Source organism: Puniceibacterium antarcticum (assembly GCF_002760615.1).
Taxonomy (GTDB): Bacteria; Pseudomonadota; Alphaproteobacteria; order Rhodobacterales; family Rhodobacteraceae; genus Puniceibacterium; species Puniceibacterium antarcticum.
In genome coordinates, this window is record NZ_AWWI01000049.1 from 17,431 (window position 1) to 39,606 (window position 22,176).

At 60.4% G+C, this 22,176-nt stretch carries 17 protein-coding genes and 4 pseudogenes; 13 read left to right on the plus strand and 8 right to left on the minus strand.

Annotation, left to right across the window (positions count from 1 at the left end; translation table 11 throughout):
- The first annotated feature begins 86 nt into the window (after positions 1-86).
- A complete protein-coding gene (locus P775_RS06430) occupies positions 87-905 on the plus strand; it encodes an ABC transporter permease (protein WP_099910208.1) in 819 nt (272 codons plus the stop codon).
- 83 nt (positions 906-988) lie between these two features.
- Here P775_RS06430 and P775_RS06435 read toward each other — a convergent pair whose 3' ends face one another.
- Together P775_RS06435 and P775_RS06440 are read right to left on the minus strand one after the other, a co-directional pair.
- Entirely contained in the window at positions 989-2,086 is a 1,098-nt protein-coding gene (locus P775_RS06435; protein WP_099910209.1) for a ParB/RepB/Spo0J family partition protein, read from the minus strand.
- A gap of 34 nt (positions 2,087-2,120) precedes the next feature.
- On the minus strand, positions 2,121-3,512 hold the full coding sequence (locus P775_RS06440) for an AAA family ATPase (protein WP_099910210.1): 1,392 nt from the start codon (positions 3,510-3,512) through the stop codon (positions 2,121-2,123).
- Positions 3,513-4,004: 492 nt separating this feature from the next.
- Here P775_RS06440 and P775_RS06445 point away from each other — a divergent pair, with 492 nt between their 5' ends.
- The gene (locus P775_RS06445; protein ID WP_099910211.1) at positions 4,005-5,036 is read left to right on the plus strand and encodes a replication initiator protein A; all 1,032 of its coding nucleotides are present in this window, start codon (positions 4,005-4,007) and stop codon (positions 5,034-5,036) included.
- A 12-nt stretch (positions 5,037-5,048) separates the two neighbouring features.
- Here P775_RS06445 and P775_RS28460 read toward each other — a convergent pair whose 3' ends face one another.
- Both P775_RS28460 and P775_RS28465 read right to left on the minus strand, forming a co-directional pair.
- Entirely contained in the window at positions 5,049-5,624 is a 576-nt protein-coding gene (locus tag P775_RS28460; protein ID WP_218967640.1) for an IS630 family transposase, read from the minus strand.
- A 16-nt stretch (positions 5,625-5,640) separates the two neighbouring features.
- Positions 5,641-6,003, minus strand: a complete 363-nt coding sequence (locus P775_RS28465) for a COG3415 family protein (RefSeq protein ID WP_218967641.1) — start codon at positions 6,001-6,003, stop codon at positions 5,641-5,643.
- Positions 6,004-6,189: 186 nt separating this feature from the next.
- Between P775_RS28465 and P775_RS29770 the strand changes: the two are divergent.
- The 3 genes and pseudogenes from P775_RS29770 to P775_RS06465 all read left to right on the plus strand — a co-directional run.
- Positions 6,190-6,506, plus strand: a pseudogene (locus P775_RS29770) (DDE-type integrase/transposase/recombinase); the annotation flags it as partial.
- Positions 6,499-7,259, plus strand: a pseudogene (locus tag P775_RS06460) (transposase); the annotation flags it as partial. The pseudogenes P775_RS29770 and P775_RS06460, both read left to right, overlap by 8 nt.
- A 62-nt stretch (positions 7,260-7,321) precedes the next feature.
- The gene (locus P775_RS06465; protein WP_099910212.1) at positions 7,322-8,743 is read left to right on the plus strand and encodes a mannose-1-phosphate guanylyltransferase/mannose-6-phosphate isomerase; all 1,422 of its coding nucleotides are present in this window, start codon (positions 7,322-7,324) and stop codon (positions 8,741-8,743) included.
- A gap of 58 nt (positions 8,744-8,801) precedes the next feature.
- Here the strand turns inward: P775_RS06465 and P775_RS06470 are convergent.
- A pseudogene (locus tag P775_RS06470) lies at positions 8,802-9,011 on the minus strand (transposase domain-containing protein); the annotation flags it as partial.
- Positions 9,012-9,320: 309 nt separating this feature from the next.
- Here P775_RS06470 and P775_RS06480 point away from each other — a divergent pair.
- The 8 genes and pseudogenes from P775_RS06480 to P775_RS06515 all read left to right on the plus strand — a co-directional run bounded on the left by P775_RS06480 (position 9,321) and on the right by P775_RS06515 (position 16,668).
- Positions 9,321-10,485 (plus strand): annotated as a pseudogene (locus P775_RS06480) (IS3 family transposase).
- Between the two features lie 109 nt (positions 10,486-10,594).
- Positions 10,595-10,861: a hypothetical protein gene (locus P775_RS06485; RefSeq protein ID WP_143520835.1), complete on the plus strand. Its 267-nt coding sequence runs from the start codon at positions 10,595-10,597 to the stop codon at positions 10,859-10,861.
- A gap of 94 nt (positions 10,862-10,955) precedes the next feature.
- Positions 10,956-11,510, plus strand: a complete 555-nt coding sequence (gene rfbC, locus P775_RS06490; protein WP_099910214.1) for a dTDP-4-dehydrorhamnose 3,5-epimerase — start codon at positions 10,956-10,958, stop codon at positions 11,508-11,510.
- 3 nt (positions 11,511-11,513) lie between these two features.
- Positions 11,514-12,554, plus strand: a complete 1,041-nt coding sequence (gene rfbB / locus P775_RS06495) for a dTDP-glucose 4,6-dehydratase (RefSeq protein WP_099910215.1) — start codon at positions 11,514-11,516, stop codon at positions 12,552-12,554.
- Entirely contained in the window at positions 12,551-13,402 is an 852-nt protein-coding gene (rfbD, locus tag P775_RS06500; protein WP_099910216.1) for a dTDP-4-dehydrorhamnose reductase, read from the plus strand. The genes rfbB and rfbD overlap by 4 nt, the downstream gene beginning before the upstream one ends.
- Positions 13,399-14,292 carry a glucose-1-phosphate thymidylyltransferase RfbA gene (gene rfbA, locus P775_RS06505; protein ID WP_099910217.1) on the plus strand — a complete coding sequence of 298 codons (894 nt, stop codon included), beginning with the start codon at positions 13,399-13,401 and terminating at the stop codon, positions 14,290-14,292. Before rfbD ends, rfbA begins: the two co-directional genes overlap by 4 nt.
- A gap of 7 nt (positions 14,293-14,299) precedes the next feature.
- Complete coding sequence (locus P775_RS06510) at positions 14,300-15,238, plus strand: glycosyltransferase (protein WP_099910218.1); 939 nt, start codon at positions 14,300-14,302, stop codon at positions 15,236-15,238.
- A 212-nt stretch (positions 15,239-15,450) separates the two neighbouring features.
- Positions 15,451-16,668: a glycosyltransferase family 4 protein gene (locus P775_RS06515; RefSeq protein WP_099910219.1), complete on the plus strand. Its 1,218-nt coding sequence runs from the start codon at positions 15,451-15,453 to the stop codon at positions 16,666-16,668.
- Between the two features lie 56 nt (positions 16,669-16,724).
- Here the strand turns inward: P775_RS06515 and P775_RS06520 are convergent, their stop codons facing one another.
- The 3 genes from P775_RS06520 to P775_RS06530 all read right to left on the minus strand — a co-directional run bounded on the left by P775_RS06520 (position 16,725) and on the right by P775_RS06530 (position 21,365).
- The gene (locus P775_RS06520) at positions 16,725-18,008 is read right to left on the minus strand and encodes a hypothetical protein (RefSeq protein ID WP_099910220.1); all 1,284 of its coding nucleotides are present in this window, start codon (positions 18,006-18,008) and stop codon (positions 16,725-16,727) included.
- Between the two features lie 56 nt (positions 18,009-18,064).
- Positions 18,065-18,712, minus strand: a complete 648-nt coding sequence (locus P775_RS06525; RefSeq protein WP_099910221.1) for a polysaccharide biosynthesis/export family protein — start codon at positions 18,710-18,712, stop codon at positions 18,065-18,067.
- Between the two features lie 157 nt (positions 18,713-18,869).
- Positions 18,870-21,365: a tetratricopeptide repeat protein gene (locus P775_RS06530; RefSeq protein WP_099910222.1), complete on the minus strand. Its 2,496-nt coding sequence runs from the start codon at positions 21,363-21,365 to the stop codon at positions 18,870-18,872.
- Between the last annotated feature and the right edge of the window lie 811 nt (positions 21,366-22,176).

Sequence of the window (22,176 nt, forward strand, 5' to 3'; positions counted from 1 at the left end):
CGGGGGTCGCCCGCGCGTTAAGCAATTATTATCAGACCGCGCATTAATAATTTCTTAGCGATGCTAAAGAGAGGCCGTCCTCTGCCATGACACGATCTGTCCCCTTCCAGCTGCCGTCCCGGCCAGCACGTCCACCACACCGCCGGTTCGTGACGCTGCGCGTGATCGTGGCGCTAATGCTGCGCGAGATGTCCACCACCTATGGCAGCTCGGCGCTGGGATATCTCTGGGCCATTATGGAACCCGTTCTCGGCATCCTGCTGATGACCCTGATCTTTTCCTTCACCTTCAACGCCCCCAGCCTTGGCACCAGCTTTGCGCTGTTCTTTGCCTCGGGGATTATGCCGTTCATGGCCTACATGGATATATCGAGTAAAGTGGCCTACTCGCTCAGGTTTTCCAGCAAGCTTCTATTCTATCCGGGTGTGACTTTTGTCGATGCGATGATCGCGCGGACCCTGCTCAATGCGATGACGCAGTTTCTGATCTCAGGTTTGGTCTTTTCCGGTATTCTGGTAGCCTATGACATCGATGTGATCTTGGACATTCCGGAGATCGCACTTGGCTTTTCCATGGCGCTGTCTCTGGCCGTATCTGTAGGAACGCTGAACTGTTACCTGCTGTCGCTCTATCCGATCTGGGAACGGATATGGGCGATCCTGAACCGGCCGATGTTCATGGTGTCCTGCGTGCTGTTCACCTTTGACACCGTTCCCATGCCCTATCGCGACTGGCTGTGGTGGAATCCGCTGGTACATGTGATCGGCCAGATGCGCGGCGGAATCTATGCCACCTATGACAACAGCTATGTCTCACCGCTCTATGTGTTTGGCCTCTCTCTGACCCTATTGGCGCCGGGGCTGCTGCTTCTACGCCGCCATTACCGCAACATCATCAACATCTGAACAGGCCCCTGTGGAAAGACCGTTCCGCATGGCAGTGGCCGGATTTGTTTCGCACGCGAAACAATTGACCATATGGTCAAAATTTAAATCACCCCCCGCAGCCACTGCGTCAGCGACAGGCGCAGATCCTCGTTCAGGCCCGGGCCTGACAGGGTCAGCGCCCCATCAGAATGCCGTTGCAACCACAGACCCGGCACGATCTCTTCGCCCGCACCCTTTGAGGGAATGCCCTGTGGTACAGTCTGTGGCACCACAGGGGCAGCTGGGACCGGGGCGGGCGGCGGGGGCATAACCCGTGCCTGAGGCGTCACAGGTGCCGCCTCAGGGGCACGCGAGGCGGGCTCTTGAGGTGTAGGCTGCGGCATCAGCGCGATCTGGATCAGCCTCTGTTCCGCCTCGGGCGTTTCGGGCGGTTCAGCAGCGAGCGCCTGCATGAGGCGCCGAGCAATATCAAGATCGTCCTCAAGCGCGCGCGACAGAGTCAGGCCGGTGCGTTCGGCCAGCGCCTCGGGAAAGCGCAGGACACCATCCATCACCTCGACGATCCCCAGAAAGCTGCCGATCTTGGAGCGCTTCGCGCGGGAGGCCGCGTGAAACAGCTGCTGCAGCGCCGTTTTGCGGCTGTCAAAGACCCCCTGTTCCACCGACTTCAGCACGATACGGGCACGCTCGTAATAGCTGAGACCCACCCGGATCTCGTTCTCCTCGACCATCGCGAGATAGGCGTCCGAGGCCTGATCGGGCCGGCGCAGCAGCGCCAGCACCTGGGTAAACCGCACCTCGCCCGTCTCATCGGCCAGCTGGCGCAACGCCTGACAGCGCCGCCAGCCCGAAATCAGCCCGTAACGCCCCCCGCCCAGATCAGCGACCTCGACCGGGGTCTGCTGGCCACGTATGCGCAGCGACGCCTTCAGCGTCTCCATTTCTGCATCATCAACTGCCACACGGTCGCGCACCAGATAGCCGATGTCGATCCCCTCCAGCGGCAGGCTCAGGACCATGCGGCCCTCTGTGCGTGCCCGGGTCAGAGTATCGGCCATCTCCTCGAAGGCGGCCGAGTTGGAGGCCGCGCGGGCCACATCAGCGATCGGGGCTGACCGGGTGAACATGCCTGCCACTTGCGCCGCGGGATCCTCCATATAGACAGGGTTTGCCGGGGTCAGGCGTTTGCGCTTGGCCATCACAGGGCTCCTTGTATCTGGTGGTGCAGGGGGCTCATTCTGCAGCCTCCTCAGCGCTGAGCGCATCGCGCCGCCAAGCCCCGATCAGCAACTGCTTGAAGGCGGCATAGGTCGCGTCAAATGTTTCGCGACCGCGCACATAGGTCTCTCGGTTGAAGTCGCGGTAATCCGCCTCGTAGATGCCCTGCACTTGCTCGCTGGCCTGTCCGATCAGTGCGGTGAAATCCTGCCGGTGCGGCGACAGGGTCTGGCCGAGGTACGCCTGCATCAGCGCGGCAAGCTCGGCCTGCTGGCTGCCGTCATAGCGCGTGACCACGGCCCGCACCGCGTCCCACTGAAACGACAACTCGTCGCGCCCCAGCGCCCGAGCGGCTATGTTTTCGGCCTCTTCAATACTGGAAAAAGTCGAATGCAACATGTCAAAGAACCGTCCGGTGGAGTCAAATTCAAGGAACGATGCCCCCAGCGGCACTAGCAGGATATCCGCCGCCGCCAGCCCGTTGATGGTGAGATATCCAAGCGCGGGCGGCGTGTCGAGAAAGACCACATCGTACTGATCGAGGATCCCGTCCGCATCCAGCATCTCGGTCAGGGCATCCCAAAGCTTCCAGCCACGTCCGGACATGCGCCAGACGGGAATCTGGAACTCGGCCCAGTAGAGGTTCAGCTGCGCGCCGATCAGGTCGATATTCGGCCAGTGGGTTTTATGAATGAGGCTCTGCGCCTTGACCTCTAGAGCATCCGAAAGCGTGTCATCCAGCGGCAGCGGTGCCTCGCCCCGGTCAAGCCTGCGCTGGTTTTCCCCGCGCAGGTGCAGCGCGTAATGGCGCGCGAGCAGCGGGAAGACGGTTTGCCATTCGTCGCGCACTTTACCGCCAAAGATCGAGGTCATCGAACCTTGTGAGTCGAGGTCGATCACCAGCACTTTGTAGCCATCGAGGGCGGCGGACATCGCGAGATGTGCGGCGGTACTCGTCTTGCCCACGCCCCCCTTGAAGTTGGCCACAGCCACCATCTTGGCCGGCAGGCCCTTGGGACGGTAAGGAAGATACTCCTTGGCCTTGGAACCTTCGATGCCGAAATGTGCGCGCAGGCGCAGCACCTCGTCGAGTGTGAACCACTTGGCACCGCCATCTGTTTCGCTGCGCCCTTGTGGCAGGTCGGGGTGTTGTTTTAGCACCCGGCGGAAATGTCCTGTGGCCACGGGTATGAGATAGCGGGTGATTTCCCAAGTCGAGAACAGTCGCAGGCTACGCCCGCCGCCGCCCTCAAGACCGCGCGAAGCGAGATCAGACCGCCCGGCCTCACATGCCCGAGCGATAGCACCGAACCCCTTGGTTGAGGCAGGCTCACCCAGATGGCTCAGGGCAGCGTCCGGATCGATGTTGAAATAGGGAGGCAGCTGCCCCCGCGCGTTGGATTTCATCACTGCAGGTCCTTATAAATCCTGAGGTATCTTTGCCCAAGTCTGAGTGTTTTTTGGAGAATGTACGCCCTTTATGTTCTGATACCATAAAAAGGCTTACATTAAAGAAAAACCCGCATACGCTGTAATTTTTCAAGCAAATTCAATGATAAAATCTTGTCAGATGCCAACATGTCAGGCCCCTTTTCGGAAGAGCCAAGTTATTTTTTGTTAGTATATATGTTACGAGAAAAATTGTGCTCTTACTAAATCCCTATTTTCAAAGGCTTGAGAAAAATTTAGCCATCATTGGTGACTCTGATCCCCCGTTAGGCTGACTCTGATCCCCCGACAAGGCGACTCTGATACATGGATCGCAGCGCACCCTGCGCTGGACGCATGATGTGGATAACTCTAGGGTAGGTGTCACTGAAACCCCGATAGCGGAATAGCGCGAATAACCGGGGGCAGGCACAGCGGCAGAGCAGTCGTAGGACAGACGAGGGCAGGCAGATGGCCGGATCAGATATGATCCCGGGTGCGGACGGGGGCAGTCTTTTGCCTGACCGGTATCCGGCAGAAGACTTCTTTGTCTGCGACATGTTTGGGGCGAGCCCCAAGGATGACCTCGGCTCGATGGAGCATCCGATCTTTTCGCTGAGCACCAGGCCCGACAGGCGGGTGCTTAGTTATGAGCACAATGGCTTGCAGATCGAGGTCACCCCGTCGGTCAAGGGCCGCGCCACAATCCATGACAAGGATGTGCTGATCTATTGCGTGAGCCAGCTGATGGCCGGGCTGAACGCGGGCCGCGCGATCAGCCGCACGCTGAACCTGAAAGCGCATGACCTTCTGGTGGCCACCAACCGCGACACATCCGGTGATGCCTATACCCGGCTCAAGGAAGCCTTTGAGCGGCTGGCCGGTACGCGCATCACCACCAATATCACCACCGGCGGCCAGGAGACGACGCGCGGTTTTGGTCTGATTGAGAGTTGGGAGATTGTGCGTCGCTCACGTGGCGGGCGGATGATCAGCGTGACTGTTACCCTGTCGGACTGGCTGTTCCGCGCGGTGCTGGGCCGCTCGGTGCTGACGCTCAGCAGGGTGTATTTTCACCTGCGCAAACCGCTGGAACGGCGGGTCTATGAACTCGCCCGCAAGCATTGCGGCCGCCAGTCCGGCTGGACGGTGTCTGTGGCGGTGCTGCACAAGAAATCCGGATCCACTGCGCCGGTGCGGGTGTTTCGCGCTGCGATCCGTCGCATGATCCAGGATGCCCATCTGCCCGATTACACCATGACGGAAAAGGACGGCGATCTGATCCTGTTCGAACGCGCCGGTGCGGTGACAGAGACCCGCGGCGCGCCGGTGCTGAAACCCGACACGCTTGAGGCCGCACGCGAACTCGCTCCCGGTGCGGATGTCTATATGCTGCAGGCGGTCTGGCAGGAGTGGTGGGTTAACACCGGGCGCCCGCGGCTGGGCAATGCCGATGCGGCTTTCCTCGGCTGGGTAAGGGCGCGGGAAAAATCCTCGCGCTAGAGCGCGTCGCGTTTAATTGGTTTGGTATCCCGCGGCTTTGAAGAAGTTGTAGCATTCCTCGTCGCTGAAGAGGTCGCACACATGACCGACCGCCTGCCAAAGCTCATTGTAGGTTCGGGCGGCAGCTTTTCTGATCAAGGCCTTGAGCTTCGAGAATGCCATTTCGATGGGGTTGAGGTCGGGGCTGTAGGGCGGCAGGAACAGGAACCACGCGCCGATGTCGCGCAATGCTTTGGAGGCAGCGGGGCTTTTGTGGCTCGACAGGTTGTCGAGGATGACTACGTCGCCTTCGCGCAGCGTCGGGATCAACTGGGTTTTGATATAGAGGTCGAACATCTCGCCGTTCATCGCGCCGTCGATCACCCAGGGGGCATCGAGCCGGTCATGGCGCAGGGCGCCGATGAACGTCTGGGTGCGCCAATGTCCGAACGGTGCGTGATCGACCAGGCGCTGCCCGCGCGGAGCCCAGCCGGTGGTCTTGGCCATGTTGGTCTTCATAGAAGTTTCGTCGATGAAGGCCAGTCTTTCCAGATGGTTGGCCATGAAGGACTGGCGTTTGCCGATCCAGATGCGGCGCAGGTCGGCCACGTCACTGCGCTTCTACTCAAGCGCTTGCAAGTCTTTTTTTGTGTGACAGCCCGAGCCTGAGCAATAGCCGACCGACGGACGAGCGATGCACCTTCACCCCGTGCTCTGCGGCCAGTTCCGCCGCCACCTCGTCAATTGTCAGATCGGGCTGCGCCGTGATCCTGTTCTGCACCCAATCCGTGACACCTGTCAGCTTACCGCGTCCGGGATTGCCCTGCCGCTTCGGCGCAAGCGACCCGGTCTCGCGCCTGAGGCGCACCATGTCGTTGACGAACTTGATCGAAACACACAACCGGCGCGCCGTCTCGGTGTGCGTGTTGCCCTGCTCGACAAGCGAAACGGCCCGTTCACGCAACTCAACAGGATGCGGTTTACCCATCTCTGACCCCCATATCTGCCTCCAGGCATGGAATCACAGGAGGATCGCAATGGGAATCCAGAATCCGATCAGGGGCGACACGCTCTAACCTCGCTTTGGGCCTGCCTGTTGACTTCGTGAAAGTGATGGCACTCAACAGGGGTGTTGTCACGTTAACGCGCCTGAAGTTGCCGGTTCATTGATCTGGGCGTAGACATTTCGTAGGAGACGATCCGGCGTTGGACCGTCAAATTAGGCCCCCTGATCGCCCACGTTCTAAGGCAACGCGAGCCGTGCGCTGGCGACGTCTAGCACCTACACGAAGACGTAGTGACGATTGCGGGCGGGTCATACTGGATCTGGCACGAAGTCGACCAAAACTTTTTTTTATTGAACAAATACTTCAATCGAGGCGAGACAAGCGCGCCGCAAAGCGGCTTTTGGTCAAGCTGATGAAACGCTTGGGCTTCGTGCCCAAGAGGAACATTACGGACAAACTGCGACCCTACGGCGCCGCCACCCGCCTACGTCAAATCCTTCGTGAAGCGCCAGAGTGAGGTGGGCCGGGAAAACGATGCGGCCGATGCCGAGGCGATCTGTGAGGATTCAAGCCGTTCGCGCAGCGAGAAAACCCAAGGCGCGGCGATTGTGTTTCGCGTGCGCGAGCTTCTGATCCGGCAGCGGACCCAGGCCATCAATTCACTACGAGGGCATTTGAGCGAGTTCGGACAGGTCGTACCATAAGCGGGGGCCAACGCGACGAAGCTGATTGCAATCATCGAAGATCCAAAATGCGATCTGCCTGCCGACGCCAACCCTACGCCCAAGGTTCTGGTCGCAGCACTGGCGCAGTTGGAGGCAGAGATCGGCAAGCTTGACACCGAGATCGCCCTTCGTGCCAAGGAGAACGAATTGGCGCGGCGGCTGATGACGGTGCCCGGTATCGGCCCGCTGATCGCGACGGCCATCGAGACCCTTGCGCCGCCGCCCGAGACCTTCCGCAAGGCCCGGGATTTTGCGGCGTTGTGCTGAAAACACGCCTCTGGCGTGAGGCCACGACGACCCTCTCGGGACATTGCGTGCCGCAATGCTTTGCCGAGATGTTGTCACGCAAGGCGCCAATGCTGGTACAGGTGGCGCTCGCGAAAAAAATGGCGTGCATCGTCTGGGCCCTGATGGCCCGGGGCGGCGTTTATCCGGGGCCGATCAGGCAAGGCATTGGGGGATCTGGTATCGTTGCCATCACGATGCAGATGGCTGACAATGACAGGACTTGAGTTTCTATCTTGGCAACAGAAAATTAGATGTAAGGTCACATCTCATTGAGAAAGGCTCGCAGATGATCACTCCCATTCTGCTTTGTGGAGGCTCCGGCACGCGTCTCTGGCCGCTGTCTCGCAAATCCTACCCCAAGCAATTTGCCAAGCTCATGGGCGATGAAAGCCTGTTTCAGGCTTCTGCCAAACGTCTGTCCGGCGAGGGGTTCACCGCGCCCATGGTGGTGACAGGCGATCCCTTCCGCTTTATCGTGACCGAGCAGCTGGCGGCGATCAAACAGGCGGCGTCGGTCATTATGATCGAACCCGAAGGGCGCAATACCGCGCCCGCGATTCTGGCCGCCGCGCTGTTTCTCGAATCGCAGGATCCAGAGGCGCTGATGCTGGTGGCACCCTCGGATCACGTCATCCCGGATGAGTCTGCTTTTCGCGCTGCCGTGATGGCCGCCGTGCCGCGTGCTAAAGGCGGCGATCTGATCACCTTCGGCATCAGCCCGGACCGACCAGAGACCGGTTATGGCTATCTTGAACTGGCCGCGGGGGCGAGCGCCGAGGCCGATGCGCCACAGAAGCTTGCACACTTTGTCGAGAAACCTGACGCGGCCCGAGCGGCCGAGATGATGGCCGCTGGCAACTTTCTCTGGAACGCGGGGATCTTTCTGTTCACGGCGGCGACCATTTGCGCCGCTTATGAAAAACATGCGCCTGAACTGGTCACGGGTGTGCGCGCCGCCCTAGACGGGGCAATGATCGATCTTGGCTTTACCCGACTTGCGCCGGATCCGTGGGGGAAGATTGCGGATATCTCAGTCGATTACGCGATCATGGAAAAGGCCGACAACCTTGCCGTGATGCCCTATCGCGCGGGTTGGTCGGATCTGGGTGGCTGGGATGCAGTCTGGCTGGGATCCGGCCCTGATGCAGAGGGCAATGTCGCAGCTGATCGCGCAACGGCGATCGGCTGTTGCGACACGCTGCTGCGCTCGGAATCCGAGCGCCTGCAGGTGGTGGGAATAGGACTCAAGGACATCATCGTGGTGGCCATGGATGATGCCGTTCTCGTGGCGCATAAATCCGAAGCCCAGCGGGTGAAAGAGGCGGTCACAGCGCTCAAGGCCAAAGGAGTGGTTCAGGCGGTGCAGCTACCGCGCGATTATCGCCCCTGGGGCTGGTATGAAAGCTTGGCCATCGGCAACCGGTTTCAGGTCAAGCGCATCGTCGTGCATCCCGGTGCTGCGCTGAGCTTGCAAAGCCACCACCACCGGTCGGAACACTGGATCGTGGTCGAAGGCACGGCAAAGGTGACCGTGAACGAGACCGTGAAGCTCGTGACCGAAAACCAGTCGGTCTATATCCCGCTGGGCGCTGTGCACCGGATGGAAAACCCCGGCAAGGTTCCGATGGTGCTGATCGAGGTGCAGACAGGCTCCTATTTCGGCGAGGATGACATCATTCGCTATGAAGACGTCTACGCGCGCAGCTGAGGCGTGAGACATGTGGCGGTGGGGCACAGATGTTCCGTAAGCGGGAAGGCATGGCCGTTTAGGCGTTGTAGTTCCATGGTATGAGAGCATCGATTTCCGCACTGGGCCACTGGTTGGCTATGCTCCCCAAGGCCAGGGTCAGCCAGGCGACAGGGTCGACGTCGTTCATTTTACAGGTCTGTAGCCGCGTCGCGATTGTGGCCCATATCCGGCCACCACCGTCCGACCCGGCGAAGAAGCTGTTCTTGCGTGTGATGGCCAGTTCCCGTTCATTCTGCCCATGTCGGGCAGGTTTATTGGGTTCATTATTCATGGCATGCCTATTTTGGCGCGGATGTGAAGGTTTTCCGGACCCTCAATCGCGGTGATGGACAACATGTCGGTCTTGAGCGCGATTCAGGTATTGCGATCCTTGCACCCGCCTCGATTCTGGGTGCTTCAGCATGTCAGAGTTTCGAGCTTGGCGAACCCGTGGTGTCCACGGAGGCGCTTTTTGATCTGAGGTGCCCCCGAAAGCTGGACACTGACGTAAGCTCTGATTTGCTGTCTGGTGATCTTCACACGAAGGAGATCGAAGATGTCGAAACGAAAGCAGCACGCCCGTGAATTCAAGGCGAAGGTGGCGCTGGAGGCGCTGAAAGGCGAGGAGACGGTGTCGGAGTTGGCGAGCCGGTTCGGCGTGCATCCGACGATGATCAATCAGTGGAAACGCGCGCTGCTAGAGGGCGCATCCGGCGTTTTCGAGCGCGGCAGCCGCAAGGCACCGGTTATCGATGAAGACCAAGTCAGGGACCTGCACGCCAAGATCGGGGAGCTGGCGGTAGCCTACTCTTTTTTGGAAAGAAAGCTCAAGCCCTGGGGCGGGAAGTGAGGCGTGGTATGATTGAGCGCGGCCATCCGGACCTGTCTATCGGTCAGCAGTGTGCGTTGCTAAAGATCCCTCGGTCTTCGTTCTACTACGCGCCGCAGGGTGAGACGGACCAAAACCTCGCGCTGATGCGGTTGATCGACGTGCAGTTTTTGGAAACGCCCTTTTTTGGCGTTCGTCAGATGACATGGCACCTGCGCAACGAGGGCCATGCGGTAAACGAAAAACGCATCCGTCGGCTCATGCGCCTGATGGGACTCATGCTGATCTATCAGAAGCCGAACACCAGCAAGCCGACGAAATGGCACAAGACCTACCCTTACCTCCTGCGCGGGCTGCGGGTGGACCGGCCCAATCAGGTCTGGTGCGTGGATATTACATACTTGCCGATGCGTCGCGGGTTCCTCTATTTGGTGGCGATCATGGACTGGCACACCCGAAATGGTCCTGTCATGGCGGATCTCGAACACGCTGGACGCGCACTTCTGCGTCGACGCGCTGAACGAAGCCATCTATCGGTTCGGACCGCCGGACATCATAAACAGCGATCAGGGATCTCAGTTCACGTCATTTGTCTGGACTGACTGTCTGCGTCGGTCCGGCGTCGGCATCTCCCCTCTCATGTATGGACGGGAAGGGTCGTTACCTGGACAACATCTTCATCGAGCGTTTGTGGCGCACCCTGAAATACGAGTGCGTTTATCTGCACGCTTTGTAGCCCGGATCTCAAGCCCCCGCCGGTGTTCGAAAGTGGATGGAGTTCTATAATCAGCGCCGACCGCACAAAGCCCTTGGCGTCCAGCCACCAGCGGTGGTTTACTCACTGCAAGTCGAAGCGACGCAACCCGATCAGCAGGAGCAGATCAAAGCTTAAAAATCGCCAGATCCTGTCCAAGGAATAGGGAGCACCTCACTCGGCGATAGAGAAAACCCACCAAGACAATTCTGTCTCGGAAAAAATCTTTGATGCCTTTGCGCCCGGGGTGGGACCGCTTTACATTGGCGGTCCCACCCACCGGGTAAGTGATGTGGTGCCGGAGGCGAGCTTCCTCAATCTTTACGGTCTGGGCGCGGAGAAAGCGGTCGGCAGAATTGCCAATTTCACTCTGACCGATGACCGGCTTCAGGCACATCTCTTAACGCAAGAGAGGCTTGCTACGCTTTTCGCCAGCACCGCCGCCCTTTTGGATGAACGCGAACGCCTGCGTGCCGCGCTCGTGCGGGAGCTGGAACAGGTGCTGTCAGGGTAACACTTGCGCAGTGTCTGTCCTTTGGCACTGGTGGCGGAGAACAGTTTTTGGCAACACTTGCCCATAAGTAAACAGTAACCCGTAAGAGGCTCCATTGCAGATTGAACAGACCTCCCTTTCCGGTGTCGTTATTCTGACCCCCGCCCGCCATGGCGATGCACGTGGCTTCTTTTCCGAAAGCTGGAATGCGCAGCGCATGGCCGAGGCAGGTCTGGACTATGCCTTTGTGCAGGACAATCATTCGCTGTCGGCCCAGGGCGGCACGGTGCGCGGGCTGCATTTTCAGGCGCCGCCCCATGCCCAGGCGAAACTGGTGCGCTGCGGGCGCGGCGTGCTGTTCGATGTGGCGGTGGACATCCGACGCGGATCGCCCACCTACGGGCAGTGGGTCGGGGTCGAGCTGAGTTTTCAGACTGGCCGACAGCTGCTGATTCCCGCAGGTTTCCTGCATGGTTTCATCACACGGGCGGCGGATACCGAAATCGTCTATAAATGCACCGATTATTATGCGCCTGATTGTGACGGCGCGGTGCGCTGGGACAGCTGCGGCATCGACTGGGGTTTTGAGGAAATGCCTGTCCTGTCGGACAAGGACGCCCGCGCCCCCGCGCTTGCGGATTTCGAGTCACCCTTTGTCTGGGAGGGCTGAGCAATGAAGCTTCTGGTCACCGGCGGTGCCGGGTTCATCGGATCCGCAGTGGTGCGTTTGGCCATCGCGCGCGGCTATGAGGTCGTGAACCTTGATGCGCTGACCTATGCCGCCTGTCTCGACAACGTCGCCTCGGTGGCGGACAGCCCAAACTATGCCTTCGTGCAGGCCGACATCTGCGACCGCGCGGCGCTGGATGCGGTGTTTGTGCAGCATCAGCCCGACGCGGTGATGCATCTGGCCGCGGAATCCCATGTGGACCGGTCGATTGACGGTCCGGGCACCTTTATCGAAACCAACGTTCTGGGCACCTTTCACCTGCTTGAGGCGGCGCGCGCATATTGGGTGGGCCGCGACAGGCCGAAGGATTTCCGCTTTCACCATATATCTACCGATGAGGTGTTCGGCTCTCTGGGTCCCACCGGGCAGTTCAGCGAAACCACGCCTTATGACCCGCGCAGTCCCTATTCAGCGTCCAAAGCCTCATCCGACCATCTGGTGCGCGCCTGGGGGGAAACCTATGGCCTGCCGGTGGTGCTGACCAATTGTTCCAACAATTACGGCCCCTATCATTTCCCTGAAAAGCTGGTGCCAGTGGTGATCCTGAACGCGCTGGCGGGCAAGGACATCCCGATCTACGGTGCGGGTCTGAACGTGCGCGACTGGCTTTATGTCGAGGACCATGCCGATGCCCTGCTGCTGGTGCTGGAAAAGGGCATTCTGGGCGAAAGCTACAATATCGGTGGAGAGAACGAGCGCAGCAATCTCGATCTCGTGCGCACGATCTGCACGCTGCTCGATGCCAAGCGCCCGCGCGACAGAGGACCCTACAGTGATCTTATCACCTTTGTCGCAGACCGCCCGGGCCATGATGCGCGCTATGCAATCGATCCGAGCCGCATCCGCAACGAACTTGGCTGGCAGCCCTCGGTGACAGTCGAGGAGGGGCTGGAGAAGACCGTGCAATGGTATCTCGAAAATGAGCTTTGGTGGCGCGCCTTGCAGGACCGCGCCGGCGTGGGCCAGCGGCTGGGCACGGCATGAAGATCCTGATGTTTGGCAAGACCGGTCAGGTGGCGAGCGAGGTGCAGCGCCAGGCCGATATCATCGCGTTGGGGCGTGACAGCGCCGATCTGTCCGACCCCGCCGCCTGCGCCGCCGCGATTGCTGCGCACCGACCTGATGCGGTGATCAACGCTGCCGCCTGGACCGCCGTTGATCGCGCTGAGGCGGAAGAGGTCGCCGCAGGTGTGATCAACGGCGACGCCCCCGGTGCCATGGCGCGGGCCTGTGCCGATCTGGGTATTCCTTTTGTGCATATCTCGACTGATTACGTCTTTGACGGCTCTGGCACAGCGCCTTGGCGGGAAACGGACACTGTGTCCCCGCAGAACGCCTATGGCCGCACCAAGCTGGCGGGTGAGGAGGAGATCGTGGCGGCGGGTGGGACCTATGCGATCCTGCGCACCTCCTGGGTGTTTTCGGCCCATGGCACGAATTTTGTGAAAACCATGCTGTGCCTGTCAGAGACCCGTGATGCGCTGAACGTGGTGGACGACCAGATCGGCGGGCCGACCCCTGCGGAGGCCATCGCTGCCGCCTGCCTGAGCATCGCGGCACAGTTGCAGCAGGATGCATCAAAATCTGGCATCTACCACTTCGGTGGCCAGCCTGGGGTTAGCTGGGCGGAGTTTGCCCGCGCGGTGTTTGAACGGGCCGGGCGGAGCGTGCGGGTGAGTGGCATCCCCACACGCGACTATCCGACACCGGCGGCACGGCCGCTCAATTCCCGGCTGAACTGTGGCGCGGTCAAGACGGCTTTCCGCATCGACGCGCCGGACTGGCAGGCCGGGCTGGACCGGGTGCTGAAAGAGCTGGAGAGAACGACATGAGCAAACCCCGCAAGGGCATCATCCTGGCCGGCGGCTCGGGCACGCGGCTCTATCCCGTGACCATGGGTTTGTCGAAACAACTGCTGCCGGTCTATGACAAGCCGATGATCCACTATCCGATCTCGGCGCTAATGCTGGCCGGCATTCGCGAAATCTGCATCATCACCACGCCGCAGGATCAGGACCAGTTTTGCCGCGTTCTGGGGGATGGTTCCCAATGGGGGCTGGACTTCAGTTATGTGGTGCAGCCTTCGCCCGATGGCCTTGCTCAGGCCTATCTTCTGGCCGAGGACTTTCTTGATGGTGCTCCCTCCGCGCTCGTTCTGGGGGACAACATCTTTTACGGCCATGGCCTGCCCGAGCAGCTGGCGGCGGCAGATGCCAAGACGGTGGGCGGAACCGTCTTTGGCTACCGAGTGGCCGATCCCGAACGCTATGGCGTGGTGGATTTCGACGCGGATGGCCGCGCCGTGTCGATCGTGGAAAAGCCCAAGGCGCCTGCGTCGAACTATGCTGTGACCGGGCTCTATTTCCTCGACGGCGAAGCCCCGGCACGGGCCCGTCAGGTCACGCCCTCGGCGCGCGGAGAGCTTGAGATCACTACCCTGCTGGAAATGTATCTGCATGACGGCACGCTCTCGGTGGAACTGATGGGCCGCGGCTATGCTTGGCTCGATACCGGCACCCATGGCAGCTTGCTGGATGCGGGCAATTTCGTGCGCACGCTGCAAACTCGGCAAGGCCAGCAGGTCGGTTGCCTGGACGAGATCGCCTTTGCCCAAGGCTGGATTGACGAGGCGGCGCTGATGGAGCGGGCAGCGCTGTTTTCCAAGAATGACTACGGCGCTTACCTTGCCAGTCTGCCGGCTCAGAGCCGCAGGCAGCCCTGATCATTGTATGACGGATGGGGCGCCGCATATCGGTATTCTGATGGCGGTCTACAACGGTGGGCGCCATCTGCGCGAACAGCTCGATAGCATCGCCCTTCAGGACCACAGGGACTGGCAGGTGCTTGCGAGCGACGACGGATCGACAGATGGCAGCGACTCTGAACTCGACCGCTTTGCCGTGGCACATCAGCTGACCCGCATGGAGGGCCCACGTCGGGGCAACTCTGCCGACAATTTCCTGTCACTGATCCGCCGCGCCGGGGATCACCTGCTCGAGGGTGCCTGGATCTCCTTTTGCGATCAGGATGACGTTTGGCTCCCCGATAAGTTGTCGCGTGGCGTGGCCGCACTGTACGATCTGCCCAAAGGGCGCCCGGGGCTCTATTGTAGCCGGACCTGGATCACCGACGAGACGCTGACCACACGCCGTCTGTCGAGGCCGCGTCCGCGTCCGACGGGGTTTCGCAACGCGCTGGTCCAGAATATCGCTTCGGGCAACACGATCCTGCTGAACCCAGCCGCTGCGGCGCTGGTTCGTGCGGCGGCGGCTGAGGTCAAGGAGGTCGTGGTGCATGACTGGTGGCTTTATCAGATCGTCACCGGTGCAGGGGGCTGGGTGGCGCATGACGATGCGCCGTCGCTGCTCTATCGTCAGCATGGGGTGAATCAGATCGGCGCCAATGACACAACTTGGGCGCGCCTCTGGCGGATATATCAGCTGTTGCGAGGCGATTTCCGCAAGTGGAACCGGATCAATATCGCCGCGCTCACCGCCTCTGCCCATCGGCTGACGCCGCAGAACCGCGCCCGGCTGGAACGCTTTGCCAAGGTGCATAATTCTGGTCTCTGGGGGCGCCTGTCCGGCCTTGCGCGGCTGGGTCTCTATCGTCAGAACCATGCAAGCACCATCGCGCTATGGGTCTCTGCGCTTTTGGGTCGGCTCTGAGGGGGGTCCGTTCGGGCAGCGGTCAAGCCTGATCATTGGCCGATCCTTGGATCGCCATCATTCTGGCTGTCAGGGCGCAGATGATGCCATAAGTCTGCCCAGAACCCCGCCCAGCGCAGGCTGCAGGTGCGAAAGCGCTTTCATCCTGAAACCCAGTCTTTTACTGATTGGGGTAGAGCTAGTTCACCCCTTTTATGATTTCAGGAAACCCGATGACAGCGACCAAAGCCCGCCATATTCTGATTGTCGTCGAGAATCTGCCGGTTCCGCTGGATCGCCGTGTCTGGCTGGAGGCGACCACGCTCGTCAACGCGGGCTACGACGTGTCGGTGATCTCGCCCATGGGGCGGGGCTGGACCAAGCCCTTTGAGGTGATCGAGGGGGTGAACATCTACCGCCACCTCGAACCCCCTGAGGCCCATTCCGGCGCCCTGGCTTATGCGCGCGAATGGGGGCAGGCGGTCTGGCACTGGTTCCGGCTGGCGCGGCAGGTCTGGAACACGCAGAAATTCGACGTGATCCAAGGCTGCAATCCGCCGGACCTGATCTTTGTTCTGGCGCTCTGGTACCGGCTCTGGGGCGTGCGCTACATGTTCGACCATCACGACGTCTGCCCCGAACTGTTCGAGGCCAAGTTCGGCAAGCGCGGCCTGCTGTACGGTGTGATGCGGGTCTGGGAATGGCTGACCTTCAAGACCGCCACCGTGTCTATGGCCACCAACGGCAGTTTCCGCGACATCGCGATCCGGCGCGGCGGCATGGCACCCGAGGATGTGTTTGTCGTCCGCTCTGCTCCGAAGATCGAGACGTTCACGCCCGGTCCCGGCAATGCCGAGATGCGCCGCGGTGCCGGGGCGGTGATGGGCTATGTCGGTGTAATCGGCCAGCAGGAGGGGATGGACCTTCTGGTGCAGGCGGGCGAACACCTGATACACACTCTGGGCAAAACGGATGTGCATTTCATCATCGTCGGCTTTGGCCCGACGCTGGAAGAGGTCAAGCAGGACGTGACCAACCGGGGGTTAGACGCTTATTTCACCTTTACTGGCGCACTTTATGGCCCTGATCTGCTGGCAGCGCTGAACGTGATCGATATTGGCGTGTCGCCGGATCCCAAGAACCCGATGAACGACATTTCGACCATGAACAAGGTCATGGAATACATGACCTTGGAAAAGCCGGTGGTGCAGTTCGACCTGACCGAGGGGCGCGTTTCCGCAGGCGAGGCGTCGCTTTATGCCCGGGCCAATGATCCGATGGATTTCGCCACCAAGATCGCTGAGCTTATCGAGGATCCAAACCGGCGCGCCCGGATGGGGGCGCAGGGACGTGCCCGGGTGCTGAACGACCTGTCTTGGGCACATACCACGCCTAGGCTGCTGGCAGCATATGAGCGGATCTTTGCGAAGATGGGCCGCAAGGCGCAATAGCGTCAGGACCCGATGGGGCGTGCGGCAGAGACAGGTTGCGCAGCCCGCAGGGCCGGTCAGAAACGGGTGACGAAGCTGCGCTGCATCTGCAGGAAGACCCGGTTTGAACGGGCTGTATCGCCGGCGTCATCTTCGCGGATGCGGTGATTATAACCTGTTGCGAAGGTCCAGTCGCTGGGGAGTTCGCGGTTGTAGGTTACGCCAAAATTCGCGTTTGATGACTGAGCGCCGTTGTCGGTTTCTTCAGATTTGCTGAGGTTTAGACCAAAGCGTATCCCTGAGATGGGCGTCAATTCCTGCGTCAGTCCCATCGAGGCCTGGGTGCGCAGCACTTCGGTGTCATCCGTGTCGCTGGAGGAGACGGCACGGGACAGACCGAACGTCAGTTTGCCGCGTGCCAGATCGCGGCTCAGATCCAGCCCGCCACTCAGGTAGGTGTTGCCGCTGACGCTGCTGTTCAGGCCGATCTGTCCGGAGACCTGTCCCGATGGCATTTCAAGCGACCGGCCCAGGGTGGCGCCGTAACGCTCTCCCTCTTCGGTGCTGGTGGCGTTAAGCCCGAGGGTCAGGGCGCCACGAACAAGCTCCTGCGTCAAGGTGCTGTTCAGCGACAGCGTTTCGCGGCGGTCGGGGATGGTGTCCTGTTCGAAATCGCTCCATGTCAGGCCCAGATCAAGGCGCCGCGCCGCATCCAGATCCATGCGGGACGTGGCGCCCAAGGTGCGGCGTGTGCTGTCATCCAGAGCCGCACCGTCCAGCCCGCTGGCGGTGCCATCGCGATAAGTGGTCGTGGCGATCCGGGCGAAGGTACCGAAGCCCAAGGAGCTGTCCTCGCCCCAGTTCAGGCTGGCTTCGGCATTTGTCAGACGACGGGTGGCGGTGCCGGTGACATAATCGAGCCCATCTGCATCCAAATAATCCTGCGACAGCTCTGACTCGCGCAGAGAGGCGCTGAGGCCCAGGCGGGCACTGGCGCTGCTGCGTCCATAGGAGAGGGACACGCCCGGGGTGTCAAAGCCATTGTTTTGCGACGTATCATCGGGTGTGTCGATCGCGCGCAGGGTTCCGCTTAAATCCAGAGCAAGGCGGGAGACCTGTGTTTCGCGAAGCAGCCCGAACGACAGACGTGCCTGCGCTTCGGTACTGTTCCCCGCGCTTGTGGTCTCCAGCGCGCGATTGTCTTCGGACGAGACGCTCAGCTCGACTCCGGTGGTCAGCTCGATCCCGCCCGTGTCGAAAACTTCACCCGTGTCATAGGACTGGGCGGAAACCGACAGATTCAGGCCTCCTGCCGCAATCAGCGCGAGGGGCAGTGCGAACATCTTGATGGGAGACTGCATCACCCGGAACTCCCTGATTTTCTGGCACGGTCCCTGCAGAGGGGCCGGTTGCTGCGTCACTCGAACAGGTGGCGCTGGGGCACGACGATCACATCGCCATCCAACAGGGTGGTAAGCCCGTTCCCGCCGGTGCCAGACTCGATCGCCGAGTAGTTCAGCTTGTAGATCATTTCCTTGCCGCTGATGGGATCAGTGCGGCGCAGCTGGACCCGCTTGGTTGCGGCAAATTTGGTGAAACCACCCATCATCGCGAACATCTGCAGCACATTGGTGCCGGGCTCGACCTCGATCCGGCCAAGCGTGTTCGCTTCGCCCATCACATAGACGCCGATGAGCTCATCAGTCGGAGATTGCACGGACGGGGCAAGCCTGGGAGCCAGCTGTTCAAGTGAGACATAGACATTGGGCGTTGCGGCAAAGGCGCCAGACAGACGGCTTGTCAGCTCGCCCTGAATCGCATCGACCGTGCGACCAGAGGCATTCAGATTGCCGGCCTGAGGCATGGAGATACGCCCGTCCGGGCCCACCAGCACCGTCCGGTTGAGGCTGGGATCCTCCAGAACCTCAATACGCAACGTATCGCCGGGCTGAACGCCGTAGCCCTGCGCCTTGGCAAGTTCCGCGGTGGTTAACACGGCAATCCCCAGTGCGAGCAGCAGGGTGCGTGTGGCGCGGCCTGTCAGAACCGATTTAAGAAAGGTCATTCTGATCCGTCTCCCCGGGGCCTGCGCCCTCTTGAGTTATAAGCTAAATTTTAAGGTGTATGTGTCGATAAGTTCAAAGGAATTCCGACATAGGGCGTCCCAGACCCCCTGATCCTGTCCCGATTGTGCCGAGGGGGCAACAATCTGAATAGAAAAATCAGGGGTTGGGCGGTGTCGCAGGCCCTGAAAGTTCGGCCAGAGTCTTTCGCGCCTGCTCGAACTGCGGCAACGGGCTGCCGCCCGCCATGTCCAGCGTTCGGGTCAGGGCCGTGATCGCATCCGCATCGCGTCCAAGCTTGGCATAGACCATGCCCAGATGGTACTGGGCCATCGGGTCGGTGGAAAGCCCTGCCGCGGCCGGTTCGAGATAACTCAGCGCTTCCTCGAAATTGCCGCGCAGATATTCGATCCAGCCATAGGTGTCCTGGAAGGCCGGCACCTTGGTGTCACGCAGGCGCCGGGCGATGGTAAACCCCCGCTCAAGGCTTTGCGGATCGTCGCGGTGCGCCGTGATCAGGCTGGCGAGGTTGTTGGCGATCACGATATTGCTGCTGTCGCGGGCATAGAGCATCTCGTAGACTTTGATCGCGCCGTCGAAATCGCCGTCACGCTCCAGAAGACTGGCCTCTATCCAGAGCAGGTTGGCGGCCTCCGGCATCCGCTGAAGTGCTGCCTGCAGCACTTCAGAGATCTGATCCTGGCGTCCGGTGGCTGACAGCACCCCCAGCAGCAGGCGCACCGGCAGGTCATTCTGCGGAAAACGGTCGATCAGGGCGCGATAGCCAGCCTCTGCCTGGTCCATATCACCCATCAGGGCATGCAGGTTGGCATCAAGCAGTTGCAGGTCCGGATTGTCGGGGGATTTTTCCAGAATTCCGTTCAGATAGGCACGCGCTTCCTCGATCTTGCCACCCCGGATCTGGGTCTGAACGATCTGCACCACGGACCGGGTGGCCTGCCGGTCTGCGGCCGAGACGTTTTCGCCGACCTCTGCCTGCAGCACGGCCAAGCTGTCCTCTGTGCGGTTCTGGCCCTGCAGGATTGCGGCTTGAAGCGTCGGCGCTGCCTGCCGTGCCTCGGGTGTGTTGATTACACGCAAGGCGTCCACGATGCCCTGCGCCTCAGGCCAGGAACGGGCGCGCAGGTGAACCTCCGCCAGCAGCATAAGCACCTCAAGGTTCTGTGGCGCGCGCTGGCGGGCGTCCTCTAGCACGGAGATGGCCACCTGATCGCGCCCCTGTTTCAGCAGGAACCGGGCGTAGCGCAGGGCCTCCTCTGGCGCGGAGTCCGACACCTGAACCGCCAGAGCTAGACGTTCGCCCACAAGCTCCGTATCGCCGTCGCGTTCATGCGCCATGGCCATCAATGTCAGAGTTTCGGCATCCTGCGGATTCTGGTTCAGCGCCGTGCGCAGGGCGATGATTGCCTCACCTGGCTTGTCAGCGTCGATCAACTGTCCGGCCCGCAGCTTGAGTGCCGCCACATTGCTTGCATCTTCTGAAAGAACTTGGTTCAGCAGTGTGTCTGCCTCGGCAGGCGCACCGGTGGCGAGCAGCATGCGCGCCAGAATCACCTGCAACTGCCGGGTCTGTGCGCTGGGTTCCGCCCCCTTGAGGGCTGTGCGCATGGCTGCAACTGCGCCCTCGGTCTGACCGGTCTGGAAATTCATCGAGGCCAGCATCGCCGTATAAAGCCGCGCATTATCCGTCTCGCCATTGGCTGCGATCAGGCGGGTCAGTTCGGCGCGTGCCGCATCGTCGCCACGGGCAGTCTGCAGCAACTGGACCACATTCAAATGGGCCGTGGTATCGCTGGTGTCCTCGCCGGCAAGTTGGCGCAGAAAGGCCTCTGCGCCGTCGATATCATTCTGCGCCATGTACCAGTTTATCTGTGCCTGCTGGATTTCGCGGTTGTCCGGGAACATCTCGATCATGCGCTGCAGCTGTGCACCGGTGGCCTCGGTGTCACCGGACTGCGCCAGAATCTGGGCCTTCATGACGTTCAGGTCCAGCGCCTCGGGCGAGCGGGACAGGGCGGCGTCAATGGCGGGCAGGGCTGCGGTCGGATCTTCGCCCGAACCGAGATTGTCGATCACGATACGCACCAGCGCCATGTTGTCCGGCCCGTTCCCTTCCCGCAGGCTGGCCAGCAGATCTGCAGCCTCAGCCGCGATCCGGTCGCGGGCGGACTTGTCTTGGTCTACCGAAGCCTGCCGGTAGTCCAGCGCCAGTCCGATGGCCCGGGTCTGAGGATCGTCGGGCGTCAGCGCGAGTGCGGCCTTTCCGTGGCGTTCCGCTTCGTCCCAGTTGCCGTTCTGAATGGACATTTCGGCAAGGGTGCGACGCACTTCGGCGGTGTCGGGATATTGTTCGATCAGCCGCAAATACTGGCTGTAGGCCTCCTGCAGCTTGCCTTGCTTGACCAGGATGTCGGCATAGGTCTTGCGGGCTTCTTTGTGAGAGCCATCATATTTGAAAACGTTGCGGAATTCGATCAGCGCGCGGTCTTCATCACCTGCTTCCAGCAAGGCCATGCCAGACTGGAAATAGCGCTGCGCCTTCTCCTCGGAGCTTTCACAGGCTGCCAGAAACAGACTGCTGCACAGGACAAAAAGGAGAGGAATAGAACGGAAGCGCTTTATATTGGTACTCATGTCACTCAATTACTGTGTTTCAGGGAACTTGGAACAATACATTATCTGTACGTCTAGCCTTAAATGCTTTCTGGGAAATACTGAATTGGAAAAGTGTCGCAAGGGTCTGCGGATATTCATAATGATGTGACCCCGGGCTGGCGGCGCCAGAGCTGTTCATTGCGCGTCTGCGCTTGCTAGGCCAAGTTTCAGATGCTCATAGATCTTGGTCTCGGGGCGGAGTTCCGTCTGGCAGCAGTGCATCGGACGCCGTTCGGCAAAAGAGCATGTCGCGCCACAGCAGTTTCCACGGCTGTTCGCTTGTTCAGAGACTCGTCACGCAGGATTAGGCCCGAAGTGGGTGATTCGCGGATCATGACGCCGCCTCTGTCGGCGGAGCCATCTGGCCCCGAGGCGAGGCGGCTTTCCTTCGCATCTGCCTGAAAAATGATCGGCTGCACTGCAGCCCCACCAAAATATGAGGTCGGCCCCAAGACGAAATGCAACTGGCGCGCGCTGCTAAGTGAGGTCCGCGAACGCTGCTAGAGTTGCATTGTTGATGGAAGGCGCAATCCCTTCCAGCCTTTTTGATCTGGGCGCTACAGGACCACAGGAGCTGCTGCCTGCATGTTTCAAGCGCATATCCAGACCTGGGGCGGGTTAACGATAAAAACAGAGTTAGAGTTCGCGCGTCACATTAGAAATGGGGGCTGCTTTCCTTGGCGGATGGTAAACATATGCCGCTAAAAATGAAGAGAAATCATACGGCTTTGCAGTTTTTAGCGTCCAGGTTTGATGCGATTTCTGCTTCCCGTTGCGCTCTGATTCCAGA

What these genes read in the sequence shown, in the direction of transcription:
- P775_RS06525 (WP_099910221.1), bottom strand. Translation starts at nt 18,712, where the DNA reads ATGACCTTTCTTAAATCGGTTCTGACAGGCCGCGCCACACGCACCCTG.
- rfbD (WP_099910216.1), top strand. Translation starts at nt 12,551, where the DNA reads ATGAAGATCCTGATGTTTGGCAAGACCGGTCAGGTGGCGAGCGAGGTG.
- P775_RS06510 (WP_099910218.1), top strand. Translation starts at nt 14,300, where the DNA reads ATGACGGATGGGGCGCCGCATATCGGTATTCTGATGGCGGTCTACAAC.
- P775_RS06520 (WP_099910220.1), bottom strand. Translation starts at nt 18,008, where the DNA reads ATGCAGTCTCCCATCAAGATGTTCGCACTGCCCCTCGCGCTGATTGCG.
- P775_RS28465 (WP_218967641.1), bottom strand. Translation starts at nt 6,003, where the DNA reads ATGGGTAAACCGCATCCTGTTGAGTTGCGTGAACGGGCCGTTTCGCTT.
- rfbB (WP_099910215.1), top strand. Translation starts at nt 11,514, where the DNA reads ATGAAGCTTCTGGTCACCGGCGGTGCCGGGTTCATCGGATCCGCAGTG.
- rfbA (WP_099910217.1), top strand. Translation starts at nt 13,399, where the DNA reads ATGAGCAAACCCCGCAAGGGCATCATCCTGGCCGGCGGCTCGGGCACG.
- P775_RS06530 (WP_099910222.1), bottom strand. Translation starts at nt 21,365, where the DNA reads ATGAGTACCAATATAAAGCGCTTCCGTTCTATTCCTCTCCTTTTTGTC.
- P775_RS06445 (WP_099910211.1), top strand. Translation starts at nt 4,005, where the DNA reads ATGGCCGGATCAGATATGATCCCGGGTGCGGACGGGGGCAGTCTTTTG.
- P775_RS06440 (WP_099910210.1), bottom strand. Translation starts at nt 3,512, where the DNA reads ATGAAATCCAACGCGCGGGGGCAGCTGCCTCCCTATTTCAACATCGAT.
- P775_RS06465 (WP_099910212.1), top strand. Translation starts at nt 7,322, where the DNA reads ATGATCACTCCCATTCTGCTTTGTGGAGGCTCCGGCACGCGTCTCTGG.
- P775_RS06430 (WP_099910208.1), top strand. Translation starts at nt 87, where the DNA reads ATGACACGATCTGTCCCCTTCCAGCTGCCGTCCCGGCCAGCACGTCCA.
- P775_RS06515 (WP_099910219.1), top strand. Translation starts at nt 15,451, where the DNA reads ATGACAGCGACCAAAGCCCGCCATATTCTGATTGTCGTCGAGAATCTG.
- P775_RS06435 (WP_099910209.1), bottom strand. Translation starts at nt 2,086, where the DNA reads ATGGCCAAGCGCAAACGCCTGACCCCGGCAAACCCTGTCTATATGGAG.